The organism is Streptomyces sp. NPDC055400 (assembly GCF_053644375.1).
In genome coordinates, this window is record NZ_JBSHLM010000002.1 from 691,528 (window position 1) to 711,292 (window position 19,765).

Genomic DNA, 19,765 nt, shown 5'->3' on the forward strand with positions numbered 1-19,765 from the left:
CCTCGATTTCGATCAGGGTGCTATCGGCTTGTGACGGAGGCGAGTTCGCCGGGGAAGTGACAGGCCGCCCGCTGCCCGCCACCGGCGGCGGTGAGCTGGGGATCCTTCTCCTTGCACACCGTCCGCTCCTTGTTGACCAGCGGGCCGACGGGGCAGCGGGTGCGGAAGCGGCAGCCGGACGGTGGCGCGGCCGGGCTCGGCAGGTCGCCGCCGAGCACGATCCGCTCCCGGCTGCCCGCGCCCTCCCTCTCACCCGGCACCGGTGAGGGCGAGGCCGAAAGCAGTGCGGCGGTGTACGGATGCTGCGGGTTCGCGTACACGGCCTCGGCGGGCCCGTGTTCGACGATCCGGCCGAGGTACATCACGGCGACGGTGTCGCTGAGGTGGCGGACGACGGAGAGGTCGTGGGCGATGAAGAGGTAGCCGACGCCGAGTTCGTCCTGGATCTCCTCGAGCAGGTTGATGATCTGTGCCTGGACGGAGACGTCGAGCGCGGAGACGGGTTCGTCCAGGATCAGGACGCGCGGCTGCCGGGCGAGCGCCCGCGCGATACCGATGCGCTGCCGCTGGCCGCCGGAGAAGGCGTGCGGGTAGCGGTCCAAGTGGTCGTCGCGCAAGCCGACCTGGCGCATCAGCTCGCGTGCCCGCGTCTCCTGTTCCGCGCCCCGCACGCCGCTGAGCGCGAGCGCCTCGGCGAGCGACTGGCGGATGGTGCGGCGCGGGTTGAGGGAGACGTAGGGGTCCTGGAAGAGGTACTGCACATGCGAGCGGACCCGTTCGCGCTCCGACTCCTCCATGGCGGTCACGTCCTGACCCTCGACCTCGACCGTCCCTCCCGCGATCTTGTTGATCCCGACGAGCGCGCGCGACAGCGTCGACTTGCCGCAGCCGCTCTCCCCCACCAGACCGAGCGTCCGCCCTGACTCGACGGTGAGGCTGACGGAGTCGACCGCGTACACGGCCGGTTCCCGCCCGAAGAGCCCGCGCCGCCGCGACCCGACGTCAACCCGAAGGTCCCGGACCTCCAACAGGTCTTTGGTGGGGGCCTGTTCGGCCTTGCGTACGTGCGCCTCGCCTCGCTCGGGTGCCGTGATCTCACCTCGGCGCTCGGCGACGAAGCAGGCCGCCAGGTGCCGCGGCCCGCCGCCGGGAGACGTCAGCAGCACCGGCTGTTCGCTGTGGCAGCGCGACTCCGCGACCGCGCACCGCTCCGCGAAGGCGCAGCCGGCCGGCAGCCCGGCCGGGTCCGGTGGGGCCCCTGGGATGGCGGCGAGCGGGCGTCCGCTGGGGACGTCGTCGATCCGCGGCATCGCGCGCAGCAGGGCGGCCGTGTAGGGGTGGCGCGGCCGGGCGAAGACCTCCGCCACGCTGCCCTTCTCGACCGTGCGGCCCGCGTACATGACCACCACGTCCGTGCAGAGTTCGGCGACGACGCCCATGTCGTGGGTGATGATCGCGACGGCGATGCCGAGTTGGCGGCGGAGCCGGTCCAGTAGACCGAGGATCTGCGCCTGGATCGTGACGTCGAGGGCGGTGGTGGGTTCGTCGGCGATGAGGAGGGCAGGGTCGTTGGCGAGCGCGATGGCGATGACGACGCGCTGTCGCATCCCGCCGGAGAACTGGTGCGGATAGTGGTCGATCTTGGTGTCGACGTCCGGGATGCCGACGGCCTCGAGGAGTTCGCGCGCCCGCTGCCGGGCCTGCGTACGCCCGCGCCCGTGCGCGGTCATCGCCTCGACGATCTGCTCGCCCACCCGCATCGTCGGGTTGAGGGCGGCCTGCGGGTCCTGGAAGACCATGGCGACCTTGCTGCCGCGCCACGAACGCATCTCGCGCTCGGGAAGGGCGAGCAGGTCGGTGCCGTCGTAGCTGACGCTGCCCGCGGTGACTTCACCGGGCGCACGCAGCATCCGCATCACCGAACGGGCGGTGACGGACTTGCCGGAGCCGGACTCGCCGACGATGCCGAGCACCTGCCCGGGCCGGACCTCGAAGCTGACGTCGTTGACTGCGGTGACCGGGCCGCCGGGCACCCGGAACTCGGTACGCAGCCCGTCGACACGGAGCAGCGGCTCCGCCTCGGGCGCCGGGATCTCCGTCCCGGAGGTTTCCTTGGTCGGAGTCACTTCCGATTCACCGCCTCGTTGAACGCGTCGGACAGCAGGCTGAAGGCGACCGCCAGCAGGAGCAGCAGGAGCGCTGGGCCGACGACGTAGGTCGGGGACTGCGTCACGAACCGCAGGCCGTTGTTGAGGAGCACGCCGAGCGAGGGGGTCGGCGGCTGGATGCCGAGGCCGACGATGGACAGGCCGGCCTCGATGTAGACGCCGACGACCATCCACACGGCGGTGTTGACGACGCAGGCATCGAGAGCGTTGGGCAGCACATGTCGGGTGAGCAACTGCCGCCGTTTCACCCCCAGCACCCGTGCGGCCAGGACGTATTCACGGTCCTGCTGGCTGAGCCAGGCGCTGCGGGCGTAGCGCCCCGCCGAGGGCAGACCGCTGATGAAGATGGTGAGGAAGAGGGCGAACCAGCCCGCGCCGAGGATGGCGACCAGGCATACGCCGAGGATGAGTCCGGGGAAGCCGATGATGACGTCGAGGACGCGCTGGGTCGCCGCTCCGAGCCGTTCGGAGAGGGCACCGGTCAGCCCGAGGAGGGTACCGAGGGCCGCGGCGGCGGGGACGGCGGTGAGGATCAGACTGAGGTCGATGCGCAGGCCGTAGACGGAGCGGACGAAGATGTCCCGGCCGAATTCGTCGAGGCCGAAGGGGTGGGCGACGGAAGGGCCGATGAGGGCAGTGGCGCCCTGCTGGTCGTAGCCGCCGGGGAAGAGGACCGGCGCGAGGAGTGCGGCAAGGGCCAGGACGGCGAGCACCACCCCGCCCGTGAGGCCCTTGGGCGTGCGCAGGGCGGAGAGATAGCGGGCGAGGGTGGGGTCGATGCGGCGGGCCGGACGGCTGCGGCCCTTTCCGTCTGCGGCGATGGACGTCATGCGGCTTCTCCCAGTCGGACCCGCGGGTCGATGGCCGCGAGGATGATCTCGGTGAGGATCTGGCAGAGCGCGGCGGTCAGGACGACGCCGAGGATGAGCACCTGGAGGACGCTGAAGTCGCGGGTCTCCACGCTGGACACGGCGAGCTGTCCGATGCCGTTGCGGCTGAACACCGCCTCGATGATCACCGCCCCCGCGATCAGGTTGCCGGCCTGCAGGCCGATCCCGACGACCGCGCTGCCGACGCTGTTGCGCAGCACATGGCGGCGGGTGATGCGATGCGGGGCGACGCCCTTCGACTTCGCCAGGTCGACGAAGTCCTCGCCGCGTACCTTCGCCATCTCGGTCTGCAGCATCCGTCCGACGACGGCGCCTGGCGCGAGGGCCAGGACGAGGGCGGGCATGAGCAGGTACTGGAGGCCGATCCAGGGGTCTTCGAGGAGGCTGACCTCACCGCTGGCAGGGAGCCAGCGGTGGTAGACGCCGAACAACAGGATCAGGCCGAGGGCGAAGAGGAACGAGGGGACGGCGATCAGCAGGCTGCTGGTCGTGTCGAGGGCGCCGCGCACCCAGCGGCGGCGCCGTCCGCCGCCGATGATGCCGAGGGTGAGTCCGATCAGGATCACCAGCAGGAGGGAGAGCAGGGCGAGTTCGAGCGTGCTGGCGATCCGGTCACCGATGAGGCTGGCGACGCTGCGCTGCAGCGCCTGTGACGTGCCGAGGTCACCGTGGAAGAGGCCTGACATCCAGTCCCAGTACTGCAGGACGAGTGGCCGGTCCAGGCCGAGCTGTTGGCGGATGGCGTCGATCTGCGCCTGGGTGGCGTCGGTGCCCGCGATGGAGACGGCGACGTCGCCGGGGGCCATCCGGGGCAGCGCGAAGGCGACGGCCGAGCCGGATATCAGGACCAGCAGGAGGGAGGGCAGTCTGCCCGCGAGATAGCGCAACATGGGGAATCGGTTCCGTCCTTCGCCTACTGGGCCCGCGCGAGCCAGACGTGGTTGAGGTCCATGAATCCCATCTGGGTGTAGGTGATGCCCTGCACCGCCCGGGAGGCGACCGTCATCGACGGCCGGGTGATCAGCGGAACGGCGAACGCCTGGTCAAGGAAATGGTCGTTCCAGGCACGCAGGGCCGCGGTCTGGTCGTGCTCGCCGGTGGCGACGGTGAGGTGTCGGGAGAGTTCCGTGTAGCGGTCGTCGCCGTAGTGGCTGGGGTTTCCGTCCGCGAGGAGTTCGGCGCGGCCGACGACGGCGCCGGCGGGCGACAGCCCGTTGCTGGCCTGCTGGAGGAAGACCGGTGCGCCCATCTTGCCCGAGGCGAGCCGCCCGTCGAACTCGGCGGCGGCGAGCGGCACGGCCTTGAGGTCGACGCCGACCGCTTCGAGGTTGTTGCGGACGATCTGGAAGATGCCGGTGGCTTCGGGCGTGTTGAGGGTGACCATCTCGACGGAGAGGTCCTTCACCCCTGCCTGCGCGAGCAGTTTGCGGGCCTTGTCGGGGTCGTAGCGGTAGCGCGCGGCCTGCTGGTCGTCGTAGCCGATGGTGTTGGTGCGCCAGGGCAGCGAGGCCGCCGTCGCCTGTCCCCCTTCCACCTGGCGGTCGATCCGTTCGCGGTCTATCGCGTACTGGAAAGCCTGCCGGACCCATTTGTCGTCGAAGGGCTTGTCGCTGACGTCGAAGGTGAGCGGGATCGCCGAGCCGCCGGCTGTGATCAGCTGGAAGCCGGGCTGGCGGCTGAGGGCATAGGCGTCCAGGGCACCCATTCCTACGCCGTACTGGATGCGGCCGCTGCGGATGGCGGAGACCATCGCCGTGGGGTCGGTGATCACATTGATCTGGATCTTGTCCAGGTGGATGTCGTCGGCGTCCCTGTACTTCGGGTACTTGGTCAGGACGACCTTCGCGCCCGGCGTCCAGGACGTCCACTCGAACGGGCCGGTGCCGTCTACGACTTCACCGGCCGCGTACTTGTCGTACGTGTCCGGGTTGAGGACCGGCATGGTCTCGAAGAGGTCGTAGATGTTCGGCAGCGGCCTGGAGAAGGTCAGCTTCAGCTCGTCGTCGCCGACGGCCTTCATGCCCGAGATCGCGGCGGCGACGGGCTGGTTGGCGGCTCCGGTGGCCGGGTCGCGCACCTTCTTCAGCGTGAAGAGGACATCGTCGGCGGTGAGTTCCGCCCCGCTGTGGAAGGTCACGTCGTCGCGGAGCATCACGTCCATGCTCTTGCCGTCCGCCGCCACCTTCCACGACTTGGCCAGCACGCCCTCCGGCTTGCCGGTCTTCTGGTCAATGCGGGTCAGCGTCTCCAGGACCGAGTACTCGGCGAGGATGTTGCCGATCGACGTCTTCAGGAACGAGCCCGGGGCGGGGTCCTGCCCCTGTGCGGCCACCAGCGTCCCGCCGTCCTGCGGGGTGTCCGGGACAACGACGTCCTGTGCCCCCTGTTGCTGCACCGCCGACCTGCATCCGGAAAGCACCAGGGCGAGGGCGCACAACGCCGCCGCGGCACCGCCCCACCTCTTTCGCAACCGCACCATAGAGCACCCTCGCTTCTCTCTGATCTGGGATGACGTGACGTGACGTGATCTGAACCGGACCGACTCGAACGGGCGGACCGGCCCGCAACATGGCTCGTGTCTCAGGCGATGAGGAGCGGGCGCAGGCTGCGGTGGGCGATCTCCAGCCCCTGGCGGACGCGGTCCGGGGTGCCGCCCCAGACTGGGTCCTCGTGCTCGACGGACAGGGTGCCGGTGAAGCCGTGCTCGTAGAGGGCGTCGACGACCGCGTTCCAGTCGACCTGGCCGCGGCCCGGTACGCGGTACCGCCACCAGCCGGTGTCCCAGGGGTCCTTGCGGCCGGTCGCCCTCCCGAAGTAGCCGTAGCGGTCGATGCGGCCGGCCTGGATCTCGATGTCCTTGGCCTGGGCGTGCACGATGCGGTCGGCGTAGGGGGCGATGGTGGTGACCGGGTCGATGCCGATCCAGGTGAGGTGCGAGGGGTCCCAGTTGAGGTAGAGACCGAGGTCGAACATCCACTCCCACAGCTCGGGTGAGTAGGCCAGGTTGCCGGGGTAGCCGTCCGGGTGCCAGCCCTCCATCACACAGTTCTCGATGACGATGCGGACATCGCGTTCGCCCGCGTACTCGACGAGTTCGGGCAGTATCCGCTCGGCCTCGGCCAGGTTCTCGGCGACGGGACGGGTCCAGTCCCGGCCGACGAACGTGCCGATGTACGGGACGCCGAGGGCCGCGGCGGCGTCAATCGCTCGCTTGAGGTGGGTGCGGATCGCGGCGCGGCGCTCGGGGTCCGGGTGGAGGTTGTTCTCGTAGTAGGCGAGGGCGGATATCGACAGTCCGTGGCGGTCGAGGAGAGCGAGGGTGTCGTCCCGTTCCCGCGTGCCGAAGTCGGCGGCAGGCAGGTGGGCCGCCTCGAAGTCGCGGCCGCCGGTGCGCGGCCAGACAGCTACTTCGAGGGCCTCGTAACCGGTCTTCGCCGCCCAGGCGGCGATGTCGTCGAGGGAGGCGTCTGGCAGGCAGGCGGTGAGCATGCCGAGTTTCATGACGAGGGCTCCTTGCGGTGGTGCATGGGGAAGGGGAGGTTTCAGGCAACGGCGAGGGCCCCGCGGCCGACGTTCGTCCAGGTGTCTGTAGCGGCCGAGTTCAGGACCGTCTCGACGAGCCTGGCCGAGCGCAGGCCGTCGGCGGCGGTGGGCAGCCCATCCGGCAGGCCCTCGCCCGCGACAACCTGGTGGACGTCCCGGGTAAAGGCGGTGAAGCAGTCGGCGTAGCCCTGGGCGTGGCCGGCCGGGAGGTGCGCGAGCCGGCGCTGTGCGACGCTGCCCTGCCCGGGGTCGCGGACCAGGATGCGGGCGCCGTCCAGGCCGCCCAGCCAGACGCGCTCCGGCTCCTCCTGGTCGAAGACGGCGCTGGCCCGGCCGCCGTCGAGCTCGAACCAGAGGCGGTTCTTGCGCCCCGCGGACACCTGGGAGACGGTCAGGTTCGCCAGGACGCCGTCGCCGGTGCGCAGCAACAGCACAGCTGCGTCCTCGGTGCTGACAGCGGCGCGCTCGAGCGGTACGGCCCCCTGCCGTTCCGGTCCGCCGAAGCTGGCCGAACTGCCCGTCGGGCGCTGCGCGACGGTGGTCGCGAGGCGGGCGATGACCCCAGTGAACTCGACACCCGCCGTCCACTCGACCAGGTCGCACCAGTGCGAGCCGATGTCGGCGAAGGCGCGGGAGGGTCCGCTCGCGGCAGGGTCGGCGCGCCAGGTGGCAGTGTCGGGGGGAAGCATCCAGTCCTGCAGATAACTCCCGTGCAGCAGCTGCCAGTTGCCGAACTCGCCGGCCTGCCGGCGGGCTCGGATCTCACGCACCATCGGGTGGTAGCGGTAGACGAAGGGAACGGCCACAAGGCGGTCCGCCGCCCGGGCGGCCTCGACGACGCGTTCGGCGTCGTCCACCGAGGTCGCCAGGGGCTTCTCGCAGATCAGGTGTTTCCCGGCGGCGAGCACGTTCAGGGCCTGCCGGGCGTGGAGCGTGTTCGGGGTGCACAGGTGCACGATGTCGACCGCGTCGTCGGCGAGCAGGGCGTCCAGGTCCGGGTAGGCGTGGGGCGCGTCCAGGTCGGCGGCGGCCTGGGTGCTGCGGGCCGCGGAGGAACCGAGGACGCCGTGCAGCACGCCGCCGGCGGCGCGGACGGCCCGAGCATGGACGGCGCTGATCATCCCTGTGCCGACGATGGCTGATCGAGGATGCGGTGTCGTCATGCTGAGCCTCCGTGGTTCATCAATTGCGTGTGGTTTACGTCGTCTCTCGACGTTTACCTGGTCGATCCGTTGCTTGGAGAGCTTTGTTCAGGCTCTGGACGGCCACAAGATGCCTTCTTTAATTTGTTGTCATGCATAAAGAACGCGAGCATCGTCCGGCTGTCCCGTCCGCCCGCCCCGCTCCGCCGGGCACGCCGGACCAGCCGGTTCCGGAGGCGCTGCGCACCGTTCTGACGCTGGTCGCGCGGAGCGAGGCGGCGAGCCGGGCCGAGATCGCCCGGCGGTCGGGGCTCGCCCGTTCCACGGTCGGCCAGCAGATCGACGAGCTGCTGCGGCGCGGCATCATCACCGAGACCGTCGTGGGCCAGTCGGTGCGGGGACGGCCGCCGCGCACTCTCACCATCAGCCCGGAGGCCGGCACACTCGCCGTGGTGTTCGTCTCCCCCGAGGCAACCGGCGTTGCGGTCACCGACCTCAACGGTGGCCTGATCGCCCACGACACCCTCGACCTGCGGGTGGAGACGGGACCTGACACCCTCCTCCCGGCCGTCGCCGAACGCGTCCGCACGCTGCTGACCGGGCACGGCCGCACCGGCAGTCCGGTGCGGCAGGTGGTGGTCGGCTTGCCCGCCCCGGTGGACTTCGTCCGGGGCTGCCCGGTCCGCCCTCCGATCATGCCGGGCTGGGACGGCTTTCCGGTCGCCGCCCGTATGACGGAACTCCTCGGCGCACCCACCCTCGTCGACAACGACGTCAACCTGATGGCCCTTGGCGAGGCCGAACGGGGCACCGCCGGCGACGTCCCGCTGCTCTGCCTGAGCGTCGGCACCGGCATCGGCGCCGGCCTGGTCACCGCGGAAGGCACCGTGCACCGGGGTGCGGACGGCGCGGCGGGCGACGTCGGGCACACTCGCGTGCCGGGTCATGACGAGGTGCTGTGCGCCTGCGGCAAGACGGGCTGCCTGGAGGCCGTCGCCTCCTGCCGGGCAATCCTCGCCGCACTGGACATGCCGGAACACACTCCGGACGATCCCGCCCACGGCCTGCGGCTGCTCTGCGAACGTCTGGCCAACGGCGACGCCCAGGCCCTGCACGAGGTGGGCCGGGCAGGCGTGGAGATCGGCGAGGTGGTGGCCATGCTGGTCCTCGCCTTCAACCCGCGCACCCTCGTGCTCAGCGGCCCGGTCGCCGACGCCTGCGACGAACTCCTCGCGTCGATCCGCGCGGTGGTCTACCGGCGCGCCCTTTCCCTGGCCACCCGCAAACTGGTCATCACGACCAGCCAGTTGGGCGCGCGAGCCGGCCTGATCGGCGCAGTCGTGCTCGCGGTCCAGGAGACGTTCAGCCGGGAGGGGGTGGGCCGGCTCCTCGGGGCGACGCCGTGACAAGGGGCGACGCCCTGAGGAGCCGGCCGGGAGCGGGCCGCTCACGCCGCGTCGCTGTACGGCCCGGCCAGCACGTCCACCGGCCATCCCGGCAGCGCCTGCACCAGACAGAAGGTCAGGATCGACAGCAGCCAGAGCACCACCAGGCCGCGGGCAAGGTGTCCCCGTCACGAGGCCCAGGACAAGGGGAACGCGGACGGCGCCCCGTAGCCGTAGAACGACAGGACTATGGGCGGTCGGCACGGACTCCGTACTCACCATGACTTCCTTCCGGCATCCGGCGAGGTTGCGGGAAGAGTGGTGTGCGTCACGGCAGTCCACCAGGGGCGCGTTCCGCTCACCGGACCAGGCTCCTGGTGGCGCAATACGAGCGGAGACACGATCACACGGAATCAGCGTGAGCCGTGAGCCTGCATGAGCTCGATTGAGAGAGGGAGGGCGCCGTGGCGTCGAAGGACGAGGCCGAGATATCTGCAGCAGACCGTGCCGCGCTGCGGGAACGGGCCGGCGAGCTACGCTCGTTGCTCCTGGACACCAGCCACCGCATCCACGAGCGCCCCGAGACCAGGTTCGAGGAGTTCCACGCCTGCCAGCTGCTGTGTGAGCAGCTGAAGCAGCACGGCTTCGAGGTACGGAGTCCGGTCGCCGGCCTGGAGACGGCGTTCCTCGGGGTGCACGAAACCGGCAGTCCCGGCCCCACGGTGGCCGTCTTCTGCGAGTACGACGCACTGCCCGGAATCGGCCACGGCTGCGGGCACAACATCATCGCCGCCGCAGGACTCGGTGCCGGCCTCCTGCTCAAGTCCCTTCTGGAACAGGACTCTTCACTCGGCGGGCGGCTGCTTGTCGTCGGCAGCCCGGGCGAGGAAGGCGGCGGCGGCAAGGTCCCCCTCATCGACGACGGAATCCTCGACGGCGTAGACGCGGCCGTCATGCTGCACCCCTCCGGGGAGAACCTGGCGGCGATGCGCACCCTCAGCCGCGCGAGCATGAACGTCACCTTCACCGGACGCGCCGCACACGCTGCGGTCAGCCCGCACACCGGCATCAACGCCCTGGACGCGGCGGTCCTCACATACAACGCCATCGGCCTGCTGCGCCAGCAGGTCACGCCGGACACCCGGATCCACGCGATCATCAAGGAGGGCGGCGAGGCCCACAACATCATCCCCGAGCGCGCGGTCGTCGAACTCAGCGTGCGCTGCGAGGACCCCCGCGTCCTCCTCGAGGACCTCAGGCCACGGGTGGAGAACTGCGCGCGAGGCGCGGCCCTGGCCACCGGCGTCGACATCCACATCGAACACCCCGACCCGCCCTACCTCTCCATCCAGCCCAACCCGGTCCTCGAACGCCTCGTCGACGACGCCTACCGGGCCCTCGGCCGCACCACCGAGCCGCACCGCGCCGAGGTCTACCCCGGCTCCACCGACATGGGCAACGTGAGCCAGGTCGTCCCCTCGATCCACCCGAACATCGAGATCGTCCCCGGCCTCACCATGCACAGCCGCACGGCAACAGATCTGGCCGGCGGCGAACACGGCGACCAGGCCGTCCTCGACGGGGCCCTCATGCTGGCCATGACCGGGAGTGCACTGTTCCGCTCGGCCGACGTCGTCACCGAGGTCAAGTCCGCCTTCGTCGAAGGCGTACGCGTCTGACCAAGCCGGCGACATGGGAGGCCGTCGAGCGAGATCACCGCTGTCCATTTCCGGATCCGGGGCGACGCCGCACGGCCTTGGCCGCCTGCCCTCCGGCGCCCGCTGTTCGGCAAGGGGACGTGGAAGCCGCCTACGCGATCTGCGAGCGAGTCGTGGGCACCCTACGCCGCGAGCTCCTCGACCGGATCTTGATCTGCAACGAGGCCTACGCCCGAGCAGTCCTGGCCCAGTACATCCGGCACTACAACGGAACCGCCTGACCGAACGGCCTCGCCGCGGCGCACAGCACCGAATCGTATTTTCGAGCGGCACAGGCCCAAGGTCGTCGACAACGACAGGGCCGATGACACTCGCGCCCTGCGCGCCCAGGGTGTCCCTGTCCCACTGATCGCGAGCAAGCTCGTCATCCCCTCGGGCGAGAACAAAAGCGAGCGCCCCTCGGCGCCACCGTCTACCGCCTCCTCCCCGAAGCCGACGGCAACGCCGACGACCGAATTGGTGGGCCACTCAAGGCTTCAAGATCATCTCACTTGCCTTTGACGAGGCATATCTCGGTCACACCCCTGCCTGGGCGCCCCACAGCGGGGCCGAAAACAGTGCTAGAAATCGGATATGAAGGGATTTTCTCGCCTAAAGCGCCATGAGACGCCTCGTCTCTTCGCTGACCTCGCGCGTAACCGAGACGAGTCCGCGGGCTCGGGGCTGCGCTCTTTGCTGAATCTGCGCACCGCCGCCGGGCAAGTGTTCGTGATGCAGCTCGTGATCGTGGTGCTGCTGGTGGCGGCCGCGGTGATGGCCTTGGTGCTCCAGGCGGGGCGCGACAGTACGCGGGAAGCCGCGCGCCAGTCTCTGACCGCAGCGGAGACGTTCGCGAACGCCCCGGGCACAGTCCAGGCATTGAAGAGCGGTGATCCGACGGCCGTGCTGCAGCCGCGTGCCGAAGCAGCTCGTGAGAGGGCGGGCGTGACCTTCATCGTTGTCATGGACACCAACGGAATTCGCTATACGCACCCCGACCCTCGACGGATCGGGAAGAAGTTCATCGGAACCATCAAACCGTCCCTGGAAGGCCGCACCACCATCGAGCGCGCCCGCGGGCTGCCCCAGCCCGAGGGCAGCGGGCCGGTCATCCAGGCGGTGGTGCCGGTGACCGATGACCGCGGCTCGGTCGTCGGCCTGGTGTCCGCGGGGATCAAGGTCCACAAGGTGACCGCCCTGTCGGCACGCCAAATGCCGATCATTTTCGGTACCGGGGCGGCCGCGCTCGCCTTGTCCACTCTCGGGACGGCATGGGTGGCCAGGCGGTTGAGTGGGCAGACGCACGGTCTGGGCCCGGCGGAGATGACGCGGATGTACGAGCACCATCACGCGGTGCTGCACGCGGTCCGGGAGGGGGTACTGATCATCAGTGCCGACGGGCGGCTGATGCTGGCCAACGACGAGGCGCGGCGGCTGCTGGAGCTACCGGCGGATGCGGAACAGCGGCAGGTGGCAGAACTGAAGTTGGATGCGGATACGGCGCGGCTGCTGGCGTCGGGTGAGCCGACCACAGATGAGGTGCATCGCGCGGGGGACCGCTTGCTGGCGGTCAGCATGCGACCCACCGCCCCGTACGGCGGTCCGGCCGGCTGGGCGGTGACGTTGCGGGACGCCACAGAGCTGGCGGCGGTCACCGGACGGGCGGCGGTGGCGCGAGAGCGGCTGACGCTCCTGTACGACGCGGGGGTACGGATCGGTACCACGCTGGACGTGGTGCGCACCGCGCAAGAGCTGGCGGATGTGGCGACCCCGCGGTTTGCCGACATCGTCACCGTCGATCTGCTGGAGTCGGTGGAGCGGGGCGAGGAGCCAGCCAGGACGGCGAGTATGCGCCGTACGGCAATCAGCGAGGCGTACCAGGAACGGGAGGGGATCTACCCGGTCGGAGAGCTGATCACCTACTCGCCGACGACTCCGCAGGCGCGGGCCCTGGAGACAGGCCGGGCAGTGCTGGAGGACGACCTGCGACAGGCTGGGGGGTGGCGGGAACAGGACCCTGACGGGGCCGGCAGGGCCTTGGAGCGCGGGGTGCACTCGCTGGTGACGGCGCCTCTCCAGGCGCGTGGTGTGGTGCTGGGGACGACGAACTTCTGGCGCACGGGGGATTCGCCGCCGTTCAAGGAAGGAGACGTCTCCCTCGCGGAGGAACTGGCGGCGAGGGCGGCGGTGGCCATCGACAACGCCCGCCGCTTCACCCGTGAGCACACGATGGCGGTGACCCTGCAGCGGAGTCTGCTGCCGCAGGGGGTACCGGACCTGGACGCATTGGATGTGGCCTGGCGGTACCTGCCGGCCGAAGCCGGGGTGGGCGGGGACTGGTTCGACGTCATCCCGCTGCCGGGCGCCCGGGTGGCGCTGGTGGTCGGCGACGTGGTCGGCCACGGACTGCACGCGTCGGCGACGATGGGGCGCCTGCGCACAGCGGTACACAATTTCTCCGCCCTGGACCTGCCGCCGGACGAACTGCTCGGACACCTGGACGACCTGGTCAGCCGCATCGACAGCGACGAGAGCAACGGCGACGACCCGCAGAGTCACGCCGAAGCGGTCACGGGGGCGACCTGCCTGTACGCGATCTACGACTCGGTCACGGGAGTGTGCACGATGGCGCGAGCAGGACACCCGGGCCCGGCGGTGGTGCATCCGGACGGGACCGTCACCTATCCGGAAGTGCCTGCTTCGCCACCTCTCGGCCTGGGCAGCCACCCCTTCGAAACCATCGAGCTGCACCTGCCCGAGGACTCACGACTTGTGCTGTACACCGACGGGCTGATCGAGAACCGCGACCGGGACATCGACACCGGGCTGGACCTGCTGCGCCGGGCTCTGGAGGGGGCGGAGCGCACTCCGGAGGAGACGTGCCAGGCGGCGATCGACGCGATGCTGCCGGCGCACCCGGCCGATGACATCGCGCTGCTGGTGGCCCGCACCCGGCTGCTCGAGCCGTCGAGGGTGGCGCACTGGGAGGTTTCGCCGGATCCGGCGGCGGTGGCCCCGGTCCGTACGGAGTGCGGGGCGCAACTGCAGGCGTGGGGGCTGGGGGACATCGGGTTCACCACGGAACTCATCCTCAGCGAGTTGATCACCAATGCGGTCCGATACGGCTCGCCACCGATCAGGGTGCGGCTGTTGCACTACCGCAGCCTGATGTGCGAGGTGTCGGACGGGTCCAGCACCTCGCCACGTGTGCGGAGGGCAGCGACAACGGATGAGGGTGGACGTGGGCTGTTCTTGGTGGCGCAGTTCGCCCAGCGGTGGGGCACGCGGTACACACCGGGTGGCAAAGTCATTTGGGCCGAACTATCACCACACAACGGCGTCGTCACTGCCACAATGAGCGACACACTCACCGAAGCCCTTCTCGACCAGTTCGACGATCCCACCCTGTCAACTTGACCCGGCCCCAAAGGCCCCGGACGCTGTCGCCCGGCTACTCGCCGAGGGCTGCTCCGCGGTCCTCGGCCGCCGCTGGAAGCTGATCATCCGCCTCGCCGCGGGCCTTGCCACCGTCCCGGTCTCCGCGGTCGACGCCGATGTGCAGGCCCTGCGCGAGTTCGGTTCCGAAGGCCTCGACGACCTCTCCCTCATCGACCTCATGCACTGTGCGTCCTTCTTCGGCTGGGCGAACCGCTTGATGCTCAGCCTCGGTTCGGTCGCGGGCGAGGCGAGCCCAGCATGACCGGGGGCGCCGAGCGGACCGTGCTGCGTCCGCACAGCTCGCACTGGGGCGCGTTCCATGCCGCTGCCCGCCCCGACGGCGGCCTCGACGTCATCCCGGACCCGGCCGACCCGGCGCCCTCACCCCTGCTGCGGAACCTGCCCGCGGCCCTCGACCCGGCCGCACGTTCCTCGCCGCCCGCGCCGCGGCTCGCGCCCTCGGCTGCGCCGGACCCGCGACACTGCCGGTGGCAGGCTTGCGTCAGGCGTCGCGCTCAGGTGGCCCGGTTCACGCGGCTGACCCGGTTCACCCGGCCGGCAGCGGGAACAGCATGCACGTGCTGGTGGCGTGGGCGAGCACACGGTCCGTCGCGTCGACCAACCGGGCCTGCGCGAGGGCGGTTTGGCGGCCGCTGCTCACGACCGTGCCGATGGCGCGGACCCTGCCGGTGTCCACGGTGATCCGCCGCAGGAACTTCACGGTCAGGTCGAGCGAGGTGTACGCGACACCCTGGGGCAGCGTCGACTGGACGGCGCAGCCGGCCGCCGAGTCGAGCAGGGTCGCGTAGATCCCGCCGTGCACGCTGCCGATGGGGTTGTAGTGCTCCTCCCCGGGGACCAGCGAAAACACCGCGCGCCCCTTCTCCACCTCGTCGAGGCGGAAGTCGACGGTCGCGCTCACCGGCGCCGCGGGCAGCCGTCCTGCCTGCATCTCGCGCAAGAAGTCCAGGCCGGAGGACCGCCCCACGGCGGCTGCCGTGAGCGCGGGGTCCTCCCACTCATACGTGCGTGTCCGTCCCACAGCCCCGCTCCTCCCGATCTGACTTTGCAACTTGAAGTTAGCCCTGGACCATCTGGCTGTCAATCATGAAGTCAGGGTTCTAGGATGGGGGGATGGAGTGGCTTGAGACGAGCACGGAGAACTGTCCGGTCCAGCTCACACTCGACGTGGTCGGGGAGAAGTGGACGCTGCTGATCCTGCGCGATGCCTGCAACGGCGTCCGCCGCTTCGACGACTTCCGCCGCCACATCGGCCTGTCGGAGGCGCTCCTCAGCAACCGTCTGCGGAAGCTGACCGCGGCCGGCATCCTGAGATCCGTGCCGTACCAGGAACCCGGCAGCCGCTCCCGCCGCGAGTACCGGGTGACCCGCAAGGGCTGGGACCTGTGGCCGGTCCTGGTGGCATTGAAGCAGTGGGGCGAGGCACACACGGGTGAGGAGCAGGGGCCGGTCATCGACCTGCGGCACGCGGAGTGCGGAGCCCCGGCGCGCGTGGCGGTCGAGTGCGATCAGGGGCACACCGCCCTGTCCCCCGCCGACGTCACAGCGCGGCCCGGCCCGGCGGCCCGCCCCCGCGCCTGACGCCCACGAGCGGCCTCCGCCGCCCGACGACGTACTACTGGTCGCCGCCCGACACGTCCGGGGTGCGCACGCCCACGATGCGTAGCGCGATGTCGCCGTACTGGTAAGCGAGTTGACCGGCGGTGAACTCCCCTCCCTCGCGGAACCAACTGGCCACGCCGATGCCCAAGTCGAGGATCGAGTAGGAGGCGATCCTGGCCGACTGCACCCCGAATGCGCGCTCGGCCATGCCTCGCCCGATCAGTTCGCGGAAGCGGCACTCGTAGTCGCTGCGGCGGGCGAGCAATCGGTCCTGGTCGGGCTGTTCGAGGCTGCCGATCTCGCGGTTGCCTACCAAGGCCTCCAGTCGGTGGGGGCGTGGTAGCGGAAAACGGCTACGCCTATCGGCACCTGCGCCGATGGCTCGCGGCGCGCGGGATCAGACACCGCATCGCCCGCAAGGGCGTCGAGTCCTCGCAACGGCTGGGCCGGCATCGCTGGGTCGTGGAACGCACGATGTCCTGGCTGTCAAGGTGCCGACGTCTCCACCGCCGCTACGAACGCAAGCCCGGGCACTTCCTCGCCTTCACCGCCATCGCAGCAACCCTGATATGCCACCGTCGCATCGCGCTGCAGCGCTGGACGCTCCGTCAGGCCGCCGTCGTCCCCGCCTACGTGAACACCTCCGTCGTCGGCTTCAGCAAGAAGGTGCACGGTTTGCGGATGTCGATCTCGGCGTGGCCGGAGTTCTACGGCGCCTGGGTGGAGGGCCGATGACACCGCCGAAGCGCACCCCGCTCGGGCTGCGCCACGCCGCCACCCGGCTCGGCTCCGCGCTCCTGGTCGTCTGGGCGGCGGCCACCTGCGCCTTCATCGTCTTCCAACTGGTGCCGGGCGACCCGGTGAAAGCGATTGTCGGCTCCCACGCACTGGTCGGCGCCGAGCAGCGCGACGCGATCCGCCACCATTACGGCCTGGACCGGCCGGGTCCGCTGCACGATCGGGTGACAGCCTGACGTGCCCAGACTTGCATCAGACCCATTCGCCCCAGGCGTCCAGGTCGGCTGTCCTACCGACTCGCCGGCACGGGCAGCGCGGACCCAGGGTTGCCACAGGCTGAGTGCGCCCCTGGGGCCGCGATCACCGTGACGACCAGGGGCCTGGCCCGCGGCCGGGACGCGTCTGCAGCCGTGCCGACTTCTTCGCTGCCCCGGGCGTCCTGATCACTTCTGGCGGACAGCGTGCGGCGACATCTGACATGCCGCGCATGGCGTAATGGGTCGTTCAGGCGTCTCTTCAGGTCATCTTGTGCGAAGGCGGTGAGCGGCATGGGTGGCGGGAGGAGGTGGCGAGACGGGTCATGGCTGAGGAGAGCGTGGACCGGTCGGAGGGTTTCGGCGAGCGGCTGCTCGGCGTGCTGCTGGACAGGGCACGGCTGATGCCGCCGCAGTTGATCGCCCCGCTGATCGCGGAGGAGGTGGCCAGGTTTGGCGGCCGTGACGTCTCCATCCTGCTCCAGGACTACGCGCAGGAGTTCCTGGTGCCGCTGCCGGGCAGGAAGCTGCACGTCGGCCAGCCCCAGCCGGTGGTCGGCTCCCCCGCCGGCCGGACCTTCCTGCGCGCGGACGTCGTCGAAGTACCGCAGGCCGACGGCGGCGTGCGGATGTATCTGCCGCTGCTGGACGGCAGCGACCAGGTCGGTGTGATGGCCTTGACCCTGGATACTGTCAGCGACGACGACCGGCGCCTGCTGCGCCGGCTCTCCGGCCTGGTCGCCGACATGCTGATCACCAAGAACTCCTACACCGACCAGTTCTTCCTGGCCCGGCGCCGGGAGCCGATGAGCGTGTCCGCGGAAATCCAGTGGAGCCTGCTGCCGCCGCTGACGATGACCGTTCCGCAGGTCGCGGTGGCCGGCATCCTGGAGCCCGCCTACCGCGTCGCCGGCGACAGCTTCGACTACGCGCTCAACGAAAACATCCTGCACGCGGCCGTGATCGACGCGATGGGCCACGGCCTGGACGCCGCCGCGATGGCGACCGTCGCCATCGGCGCCTACCGGCACGCCCGGCGCGTGTTCGTCAGCCTGGAGGAGAAGTACGGGTACATGGACGATGCCATCTCCCGGCAGTTCGGGCCCGACCACTTCGTCACGGCGCAGCTGATGCACCTCAACATCGCCACCGGTGAGCTGGAGCTGGTCAACGCGGGCCACCCCGCGCCGCTGCTGATCCGCGATGGCCGGGTCGTGCGGCAGCTGGAGAGCGCAACAACGCTGCCCGTCGGCTTCGGCGGTGAGCAGCCCCGGCTCAGACAGCACATGCTCCAGCCAGGCGACCGGGTGCTGTGCTACACCGACGGCATCATCGAGGAACACCTCACCGGCGAGGAGCCGTTCGGTGAGGAGCGCCTCATCCAGTGCGTCGACCGCCTGGCGGAGGAGTCGTCAGGCGGGGTGCGGGCGGATCTGACTTGGCTCTCTCACACGCTGAAGACGGAACGGGGCGGGCACACCAGCGACGACGCCACCCTGTTCATGATCGAGTGGCAAGGCGGCGCCGCCGACCACCTCGCTGTCCTTGACTGATCACTCGACGTCAACCGAATCCGCACCGGCCGGCGCCGCCCACGCGGGCGACGACCCAGGGCCCAGCGTTGTCAGTTCGCATCGACGTTTCGAGCCGTCTGATCGCTAAGAGGGCGGTATGTGATGTCCCCTGTCATCCAATCGAGCCCCTTGACAGGGATTCCGGCCCGGAGACGTTCTGCGCCGGCGTCGCTCACTGCGGTCGTGCGTGACCGAGAGGTTCGAGGACTTACAGCCCGTGCGTCCGTTCCGGTGGTCGCGCGGGGATCGTCACTTTTCCGGCTGGTACTGGGCAGCGACGGTGGATCGACATGTGGGCTACGAGTCGCGGCTGGAGCGGGACCGCCTGATCCTGTCGGGCTTCGATCCGTTGGGGACGGGCATGGCCCCTCAGCCGTTCTGGCTGCACTGGCACGACGGGGAACGCGAACGCCGAAACGCGCCGGACTACTTCGTACACCGCCGAGACGGGTCTGCCGTGGTCGTCGGTGTCCGGGCGGATGAGCGGGTCGGGCCCCAGGATGCGGCGACCTTCGAGGTGACTCGCCGGGCTTGCCTTCGGTCCGGCTGGAAGTTCGGACGGGTCGGGACTCCCTCACCTGTGCTGACGGCCAACGCCCGTTGGCTGTCTCGTTACCGCCGCCTGCGGTGTTTCCGCGAGGACGTCGCCACATGCGGTCAGTGTCCCGCCGGGAGGGGTTTGATTCGGTCGGTGGTGGTCACGCCGGGTGCGCGGCTCACTCAGCGCAGCAGATCCCGTACGGCGTCGAAGGCGGCCGCGTCCGTCGCCGGGTCCGTGCCGGGGCGGGCCAGTGCGCTCATCGGGATCGGGGTGACCGGGGGCAGCCCGCCGTACGGGCTGAGGCCGTCCGGGGCGGGGCCGACCGCGGCGAGCAGGGCGACGCCCTGGCCGGTGCGGGCGATGTCGAGGACGCCGGCCAGATAGCCGGCGTCGCCGACGACGGCCGCGACGCCGTGCGCGGCGAGGGTGGCGATGGCCCGGCGGCGGATCGCGCACGGGTCCTCGATGGCCACCAGCGGAACCGGAGCGGGCGCGGCGTGCCAGGTCAGCGGCAGCCCGTCGACGGGGGTGCCCTCGGTGGCGGCGGCCTCGGTGACGTACACCGCGACGGTCACGCTGCCGCGCTCCACGGTCTCGACGAGGCGCGCCGAGCGGTCGATGCGGAAGCGGACCCGGCAGCCGGGGCGCACATGCTGGCTGACCGCGGACTGGCTCAGCGCCGGGGCGCGGGCCGCGCGGTGGAAGCCGCCGCAGTCGGCTATCGCGGTCAGGCTGCGCAGGGCCACGATGTCGAGGACAGGTTGGGGCATGC

General features: G+C 70.2%; 17 protein-coding genes and 3 pseudogenes. 10 read left to right on the forward strand and 10 right to left on the reverse strand.

Annotated elements, in window-relative coordinates:
* Positions 1-20: 20 nt before the first annotated feature.
* The 6 genes from ACWIGU_RS07530 to ACWIGU_RS07555 form a co-directional block, all read right to left on the reverse strand.
* Positions 21-2,126, reverse strand: coding sequence for an ABC transporter ATP-binding protein (locus ACWIGU_RS07530; RefSeq protein WP_454398397.1), 2,106 nt, complete (start codon positions 2,124-2,126; stop codon positions 21-23).
* Positions 2,123-2,998 carry an ABC transporter permease gene (locus ACWIGU_RS07535; RefSeq protein ID WP_454398399.1) on the reverse strand — a complete coding sequence of 292 codons (876 nt, stop codon included), beginning with the start codon at positions 2,996-2,998 and terminating at the stop codon, positions 2,123-2,125. The genes ACWIGU_RS07530 and ACWIGU_RS07535 overlap by 4 nt, the downstream gene beginning before the upstream one ends.
* Positions 2,995-3,948, reverse strand: coding sequence for an ABC transporter permease (locus ACWIGU_RS07540; RefSeq protein ID WP_454398401.1), 954 nt, complete (start codon positions 3,946-3,948; stop codon positions 2,995-2,997). Before ACWIGU_RS07540 ends, ACWIGU_RS07535 begins: the two co-directional genes overlap by 4 nt.
* Positions 3,949-3,971: 23 nt before the next feature.
* Positions 3,972-5,453: an ABC transporter substrate-binding protein gene (locus tag ACWIGU_RS07545; protein ID WP_454398403.1), complete on the reverse strand. Its 1,482-nt coding sequence runs from the start codon at positions 5,451-5,453 to the stop codon at positions 3,972-3,974.
* 185 nt (positions 5,454-5,638) lie between these two features.
* Positions 5,639-6,559, reverse strand: a complete 921-nt coding sequence (locus ACWIGU_RS07550; RefSeq protein ID WP_454398405.1) for a sugar phosphate isomerase/epimerase family protein — start codon at positions 6,557-6,559, stop codon at positions 5,639-5,641.
* Positions 6,560-6,600: 41 nt separating this feature from the next.
* Positions 6,601-7,764 (reverse strand): Gfo/Idh/MocA family protein, encoded by a 1,164-nt coding sequence (locus ACWIGU_RS07555; RefSeq protein WP_454398407.1) that lies wholly within the window; start codon positions 7,762-7,764, stop codon positions 6,601-6,603.
* Positions 7,765-7,895: 131 nt separating this feature from the next.
* On the opposite strand from ACWIGU_RS07555, the gene ACWIGU_RS07560 reads away from it, so the two are divergent.
* From ACWIGU_RS07560 to ACWIGU_RS07575, 4 genes are all read left to right on the forward strand, one after another.
* Positions 7,896-9,149, forward strand: a complete 1,254-nt coding sequence (locus ACWIGU_RS07560; protein ID WP_454398409.1) for an ROK family protein — start codon at positions 7,896-7,898, stop codon at positions 9,147-9,149.
* A 443-nt stretch (positions 9,150-9,592) separates the two neighbouring features.
* Positions 9,593-10,807, forward strand: a complete 1,215-nt coding sequence (locus ACWIGU_RS07565; RefSeq protein ID WP_454398411.1) for a M20 family metallopeptidase — start codon at positions 9,593-9,595, stop codon at positions 10,805-10,807.
* A 119-nt stretch (positions 10,808-10,926) separates the two neighbouring features.
* Positions 10,927-11,067 carry an integrase core domain-containing protein gene (locus ACWIGU_RS07570; protein WP_454398413.1) on the forward strand — a complete coding sequence of 47 codons (141 nt, stop codon included), beginning with the start codon at positions 10,927-10,929 and terminating at the stop codon, positions 11,065-11,067.
* Between the two features lie 352 nt (positions 11,068-11,419).
* Positions 11,420-14,242, forward strand: coding sequence for a SpoIIE family protein phosphatase (locus ACWIGU_RS07575; protein WP_454398415.1), 2,823 nt, complete (start codon positions 11,420-11,422; stop codon positions 14,240-14,242).
* Between the two features lie 34 nt (positions 14,243-14,276).
* On the opposite strand, the gene ACWIGU_RS07580 is transcribed toward ACWIGU_RS07575, so the two are convergent.
* Positions 14,277-14,447 carry a hypothetical protein gene (locus ACWIGU_RS07580; RefSeq protein WP_454398417.1) on the reverse strand — a complete coding sequence of 57 codons (171 nt, stop codon included), beginning with the start codon at positions 14,445-14,447 and terminating at the stop codon, positions 14,277-14,279.
* Between the two features lie 74 nt (positions 14,448-14,521).
* Between ACWIGU_RS07580 and ACWIGU_RS07585 the strand changes: the two are divergent.
* A pseudogene (locus ACWIGU_RS07585) lies at positions 14,522-14,665 on the forward strand (hypothetical protein); the annotation flags it as partial.
* Between the two features lie 145 nt (positions 14,666-14,810).
* On the opposite strand, the gene ACWIGU_RS07590 reads toward ACWIGU_RS07585, so the two are convergent.
* On the reverse strand, positions 14,811-15,305 hold the full coding sequence (locus ACWIGU_RS07590) for a PaaI family thioesterase (RefSeq protein WP_454398419.1): 495 nt from the start codon (positions 15,303-15,305) through the stop codon (positions 14,811-14,813).
* A 92-nt stretch (positions 15,306-15,397) separates the two neighbouring features.
* Here ACWIGU_RS07590 and ACWIGU_RS07595 point away from each other — a divergent pair, with 92 nt between their 5' ends.
* On the forward strand, positions 15,398-15,865 hold the full coding sequence (locus ACWIGU_RS07595) for a winged helix-turn-helix transcriptional regulator (RefSeq protein WP_454398421.1): 468 nt from the start codon (positions 15,398-15,400) through the stop codon (positions 15,863-15,865).
* Positions 15,866-15,899: 34 nt separating this feature from the next.
* On the opposite strand, the gene ACWIGU_RS07600 is transcribed toward ACWIGU_RS07595, so the two are convergent.
* Positions 15,900-16,202 (reverse strand): hypothetical protein, encoded by a 303-nt coding sequence (locus tag ACWIGU_RS07600; RefSeq protein WP_454398423.1) that lies wholly within the window; start codon positions 16,200-16,202, stop codon positions 15,900-15,902.
* A 26-nt stretch (positions 16,203-16,228) separates the two neighbouring features.
* On the opposite strand from ACWIGU_RS07600, the pseudogene ACWIGU_RS07605 reads away from it, so the two are divergent.
* The 4 genes and pseudogenes from ACWIGU_RS07605 to ACWIGU_RS07620 form a co-directional block, all read left to right on the forward strand.
* Positions 16,229-16,486 (forward strand): annotated as a pseudogene (locus ACWIGU_RS07605) (transposase); the annotation flags it as partial.
* A 131-nt stretch (positions 16,487-16,617) separates the two neighbouring features.
* A complete protein-coding gene (locus ACWIGU_RS07610) occupies positions 16,618-16,860 on the forward strand; it encodes a hypothetical protein (RefSeq protein ID WP_454398425.1) in 243 nt (80 codons plus the stop codon).
* A 344-nt stretch (positions 16,861-17,204) separates the two neighbouring features.
* Positions 17,205-18,431 carry a PP2C family protein-serine/threonine phosphatase gene (locus tag ACWIGU_RS07615; protein ID WP_454398427.1) on the forward strand — a complete coding sequence of 409 codons (1,227 nt, stop codon included), beginning with the start codon at positions 17,205-17,207 and terminating at the stop codon, positions 18,429-18,431.
* 208 nt (positions 18,432-18,639) lie between these two features.
* Positions 18,640-19,092: pseudogene (locus tag ACWIGU_RS07620) on the forward strand (TnsA-like heteromeric transposase endonuclease subunit); the annotation flags it as partial.
* 80 nt (positions 19,093-19,172) lie between these two features.
* Here ACWIGU_RS07620 and ACWIGU_RS07625 read toward each other — a convergent pair.
* The gene (locus ACWIGU_RS07625; protein ID WP_454398429.1) at positions 19,173-19,763 is read right to left on the reverse strand and encodes a LysR family transcriptional regulator; all 591 of its coding nucleotides are present in this window, start codon (positions 19,761-19,763) and stop codon (positions 19,173-19,175) included.
* Positions 19,764-19,765: the final 2 nt, after the last annotated feature.

What these genes read in the sequence shown, in the direction of transcription:
- ACWIGU_RS07535 (WP_454398399.1), bottom strand. Translation starts at nt 2,998, where the DNA reads ATGACGTCCATCGCCGCAGACGGAAAGGGCCGCAGCCGTCCGGCCCGC.
- ACWIGU_RS07540 (WP_454398401.1), bottom strand. Translation starts at nt 3,948, where the DNA reads ATGTTGCGCTATCTCGCGGGCAGACTGCCCTCCCTCCTGCTGGTCCTG.
- ACWIGU_RS07550 (WP_454398405.1), bottom strand. Translation starts at nt 6,559, where the DNA reads ATGAAACTCGGCATGCTCACCGCCTGCCTGCCAGACGCCTCCCTCGAC.
- ACWIGU_RS07555 (WP_454398407.1), bottom strand. Translation starts at nt 7,764, where the DNA reads ATGACGACACCGCATCCTCGATCAGCCATCGTCGGCACAGGGATGATC.
- ACWIGU_RS07560 (WP_454398409.1), top strand. Translation starts at nt 7,896, where the DNA reads ATGCATAAAGAACGCGAGCATCGTCCGGCTGTCCCGTCCGCCCGCCCC.
- ACWIGU_RS07575 (WP_454398415.1), top strand. Translation starts at nt 11,420, where the DNA reads ATGAAGGGATTTTCTCGCCTAAAGCGCCATGAGACGCCTCGTCTCTTC.
- ACWIGU_RS07595 (WP_454398421.1), top strand. Translation starts at nt 15,398, where the DNA reads ATGGAGTGGCTTGAGACGAGCACGGAGAACTGTCCGGTCCAGCTCACA.
- ACWIGU_RS07610 (WP_454398425.1), top strand. Translation starts at nt 16,618, where the DNA reads ATGACACCGCCGAAGCGCACCCCGCTCGGGCTGCGCCACGCCGCCACC.
- ACWIGU_RS07615 (WP_454398427.1), top strand. Translation starts at nt 17,205, where the DNA reads ATGGCTGAGGAGAGCGTGGACCGGTCGGAGGGTTTCGGCGAGCGGCTG.
- ACWIGU_RS07625 (WP_454398429.1), bottom strand. Translation starts at nt 19,763, where the DNA reads ATGCCCCAACCTGTCCTCGACATCGTGGCCCTGCGCAGCCTGACCGCG.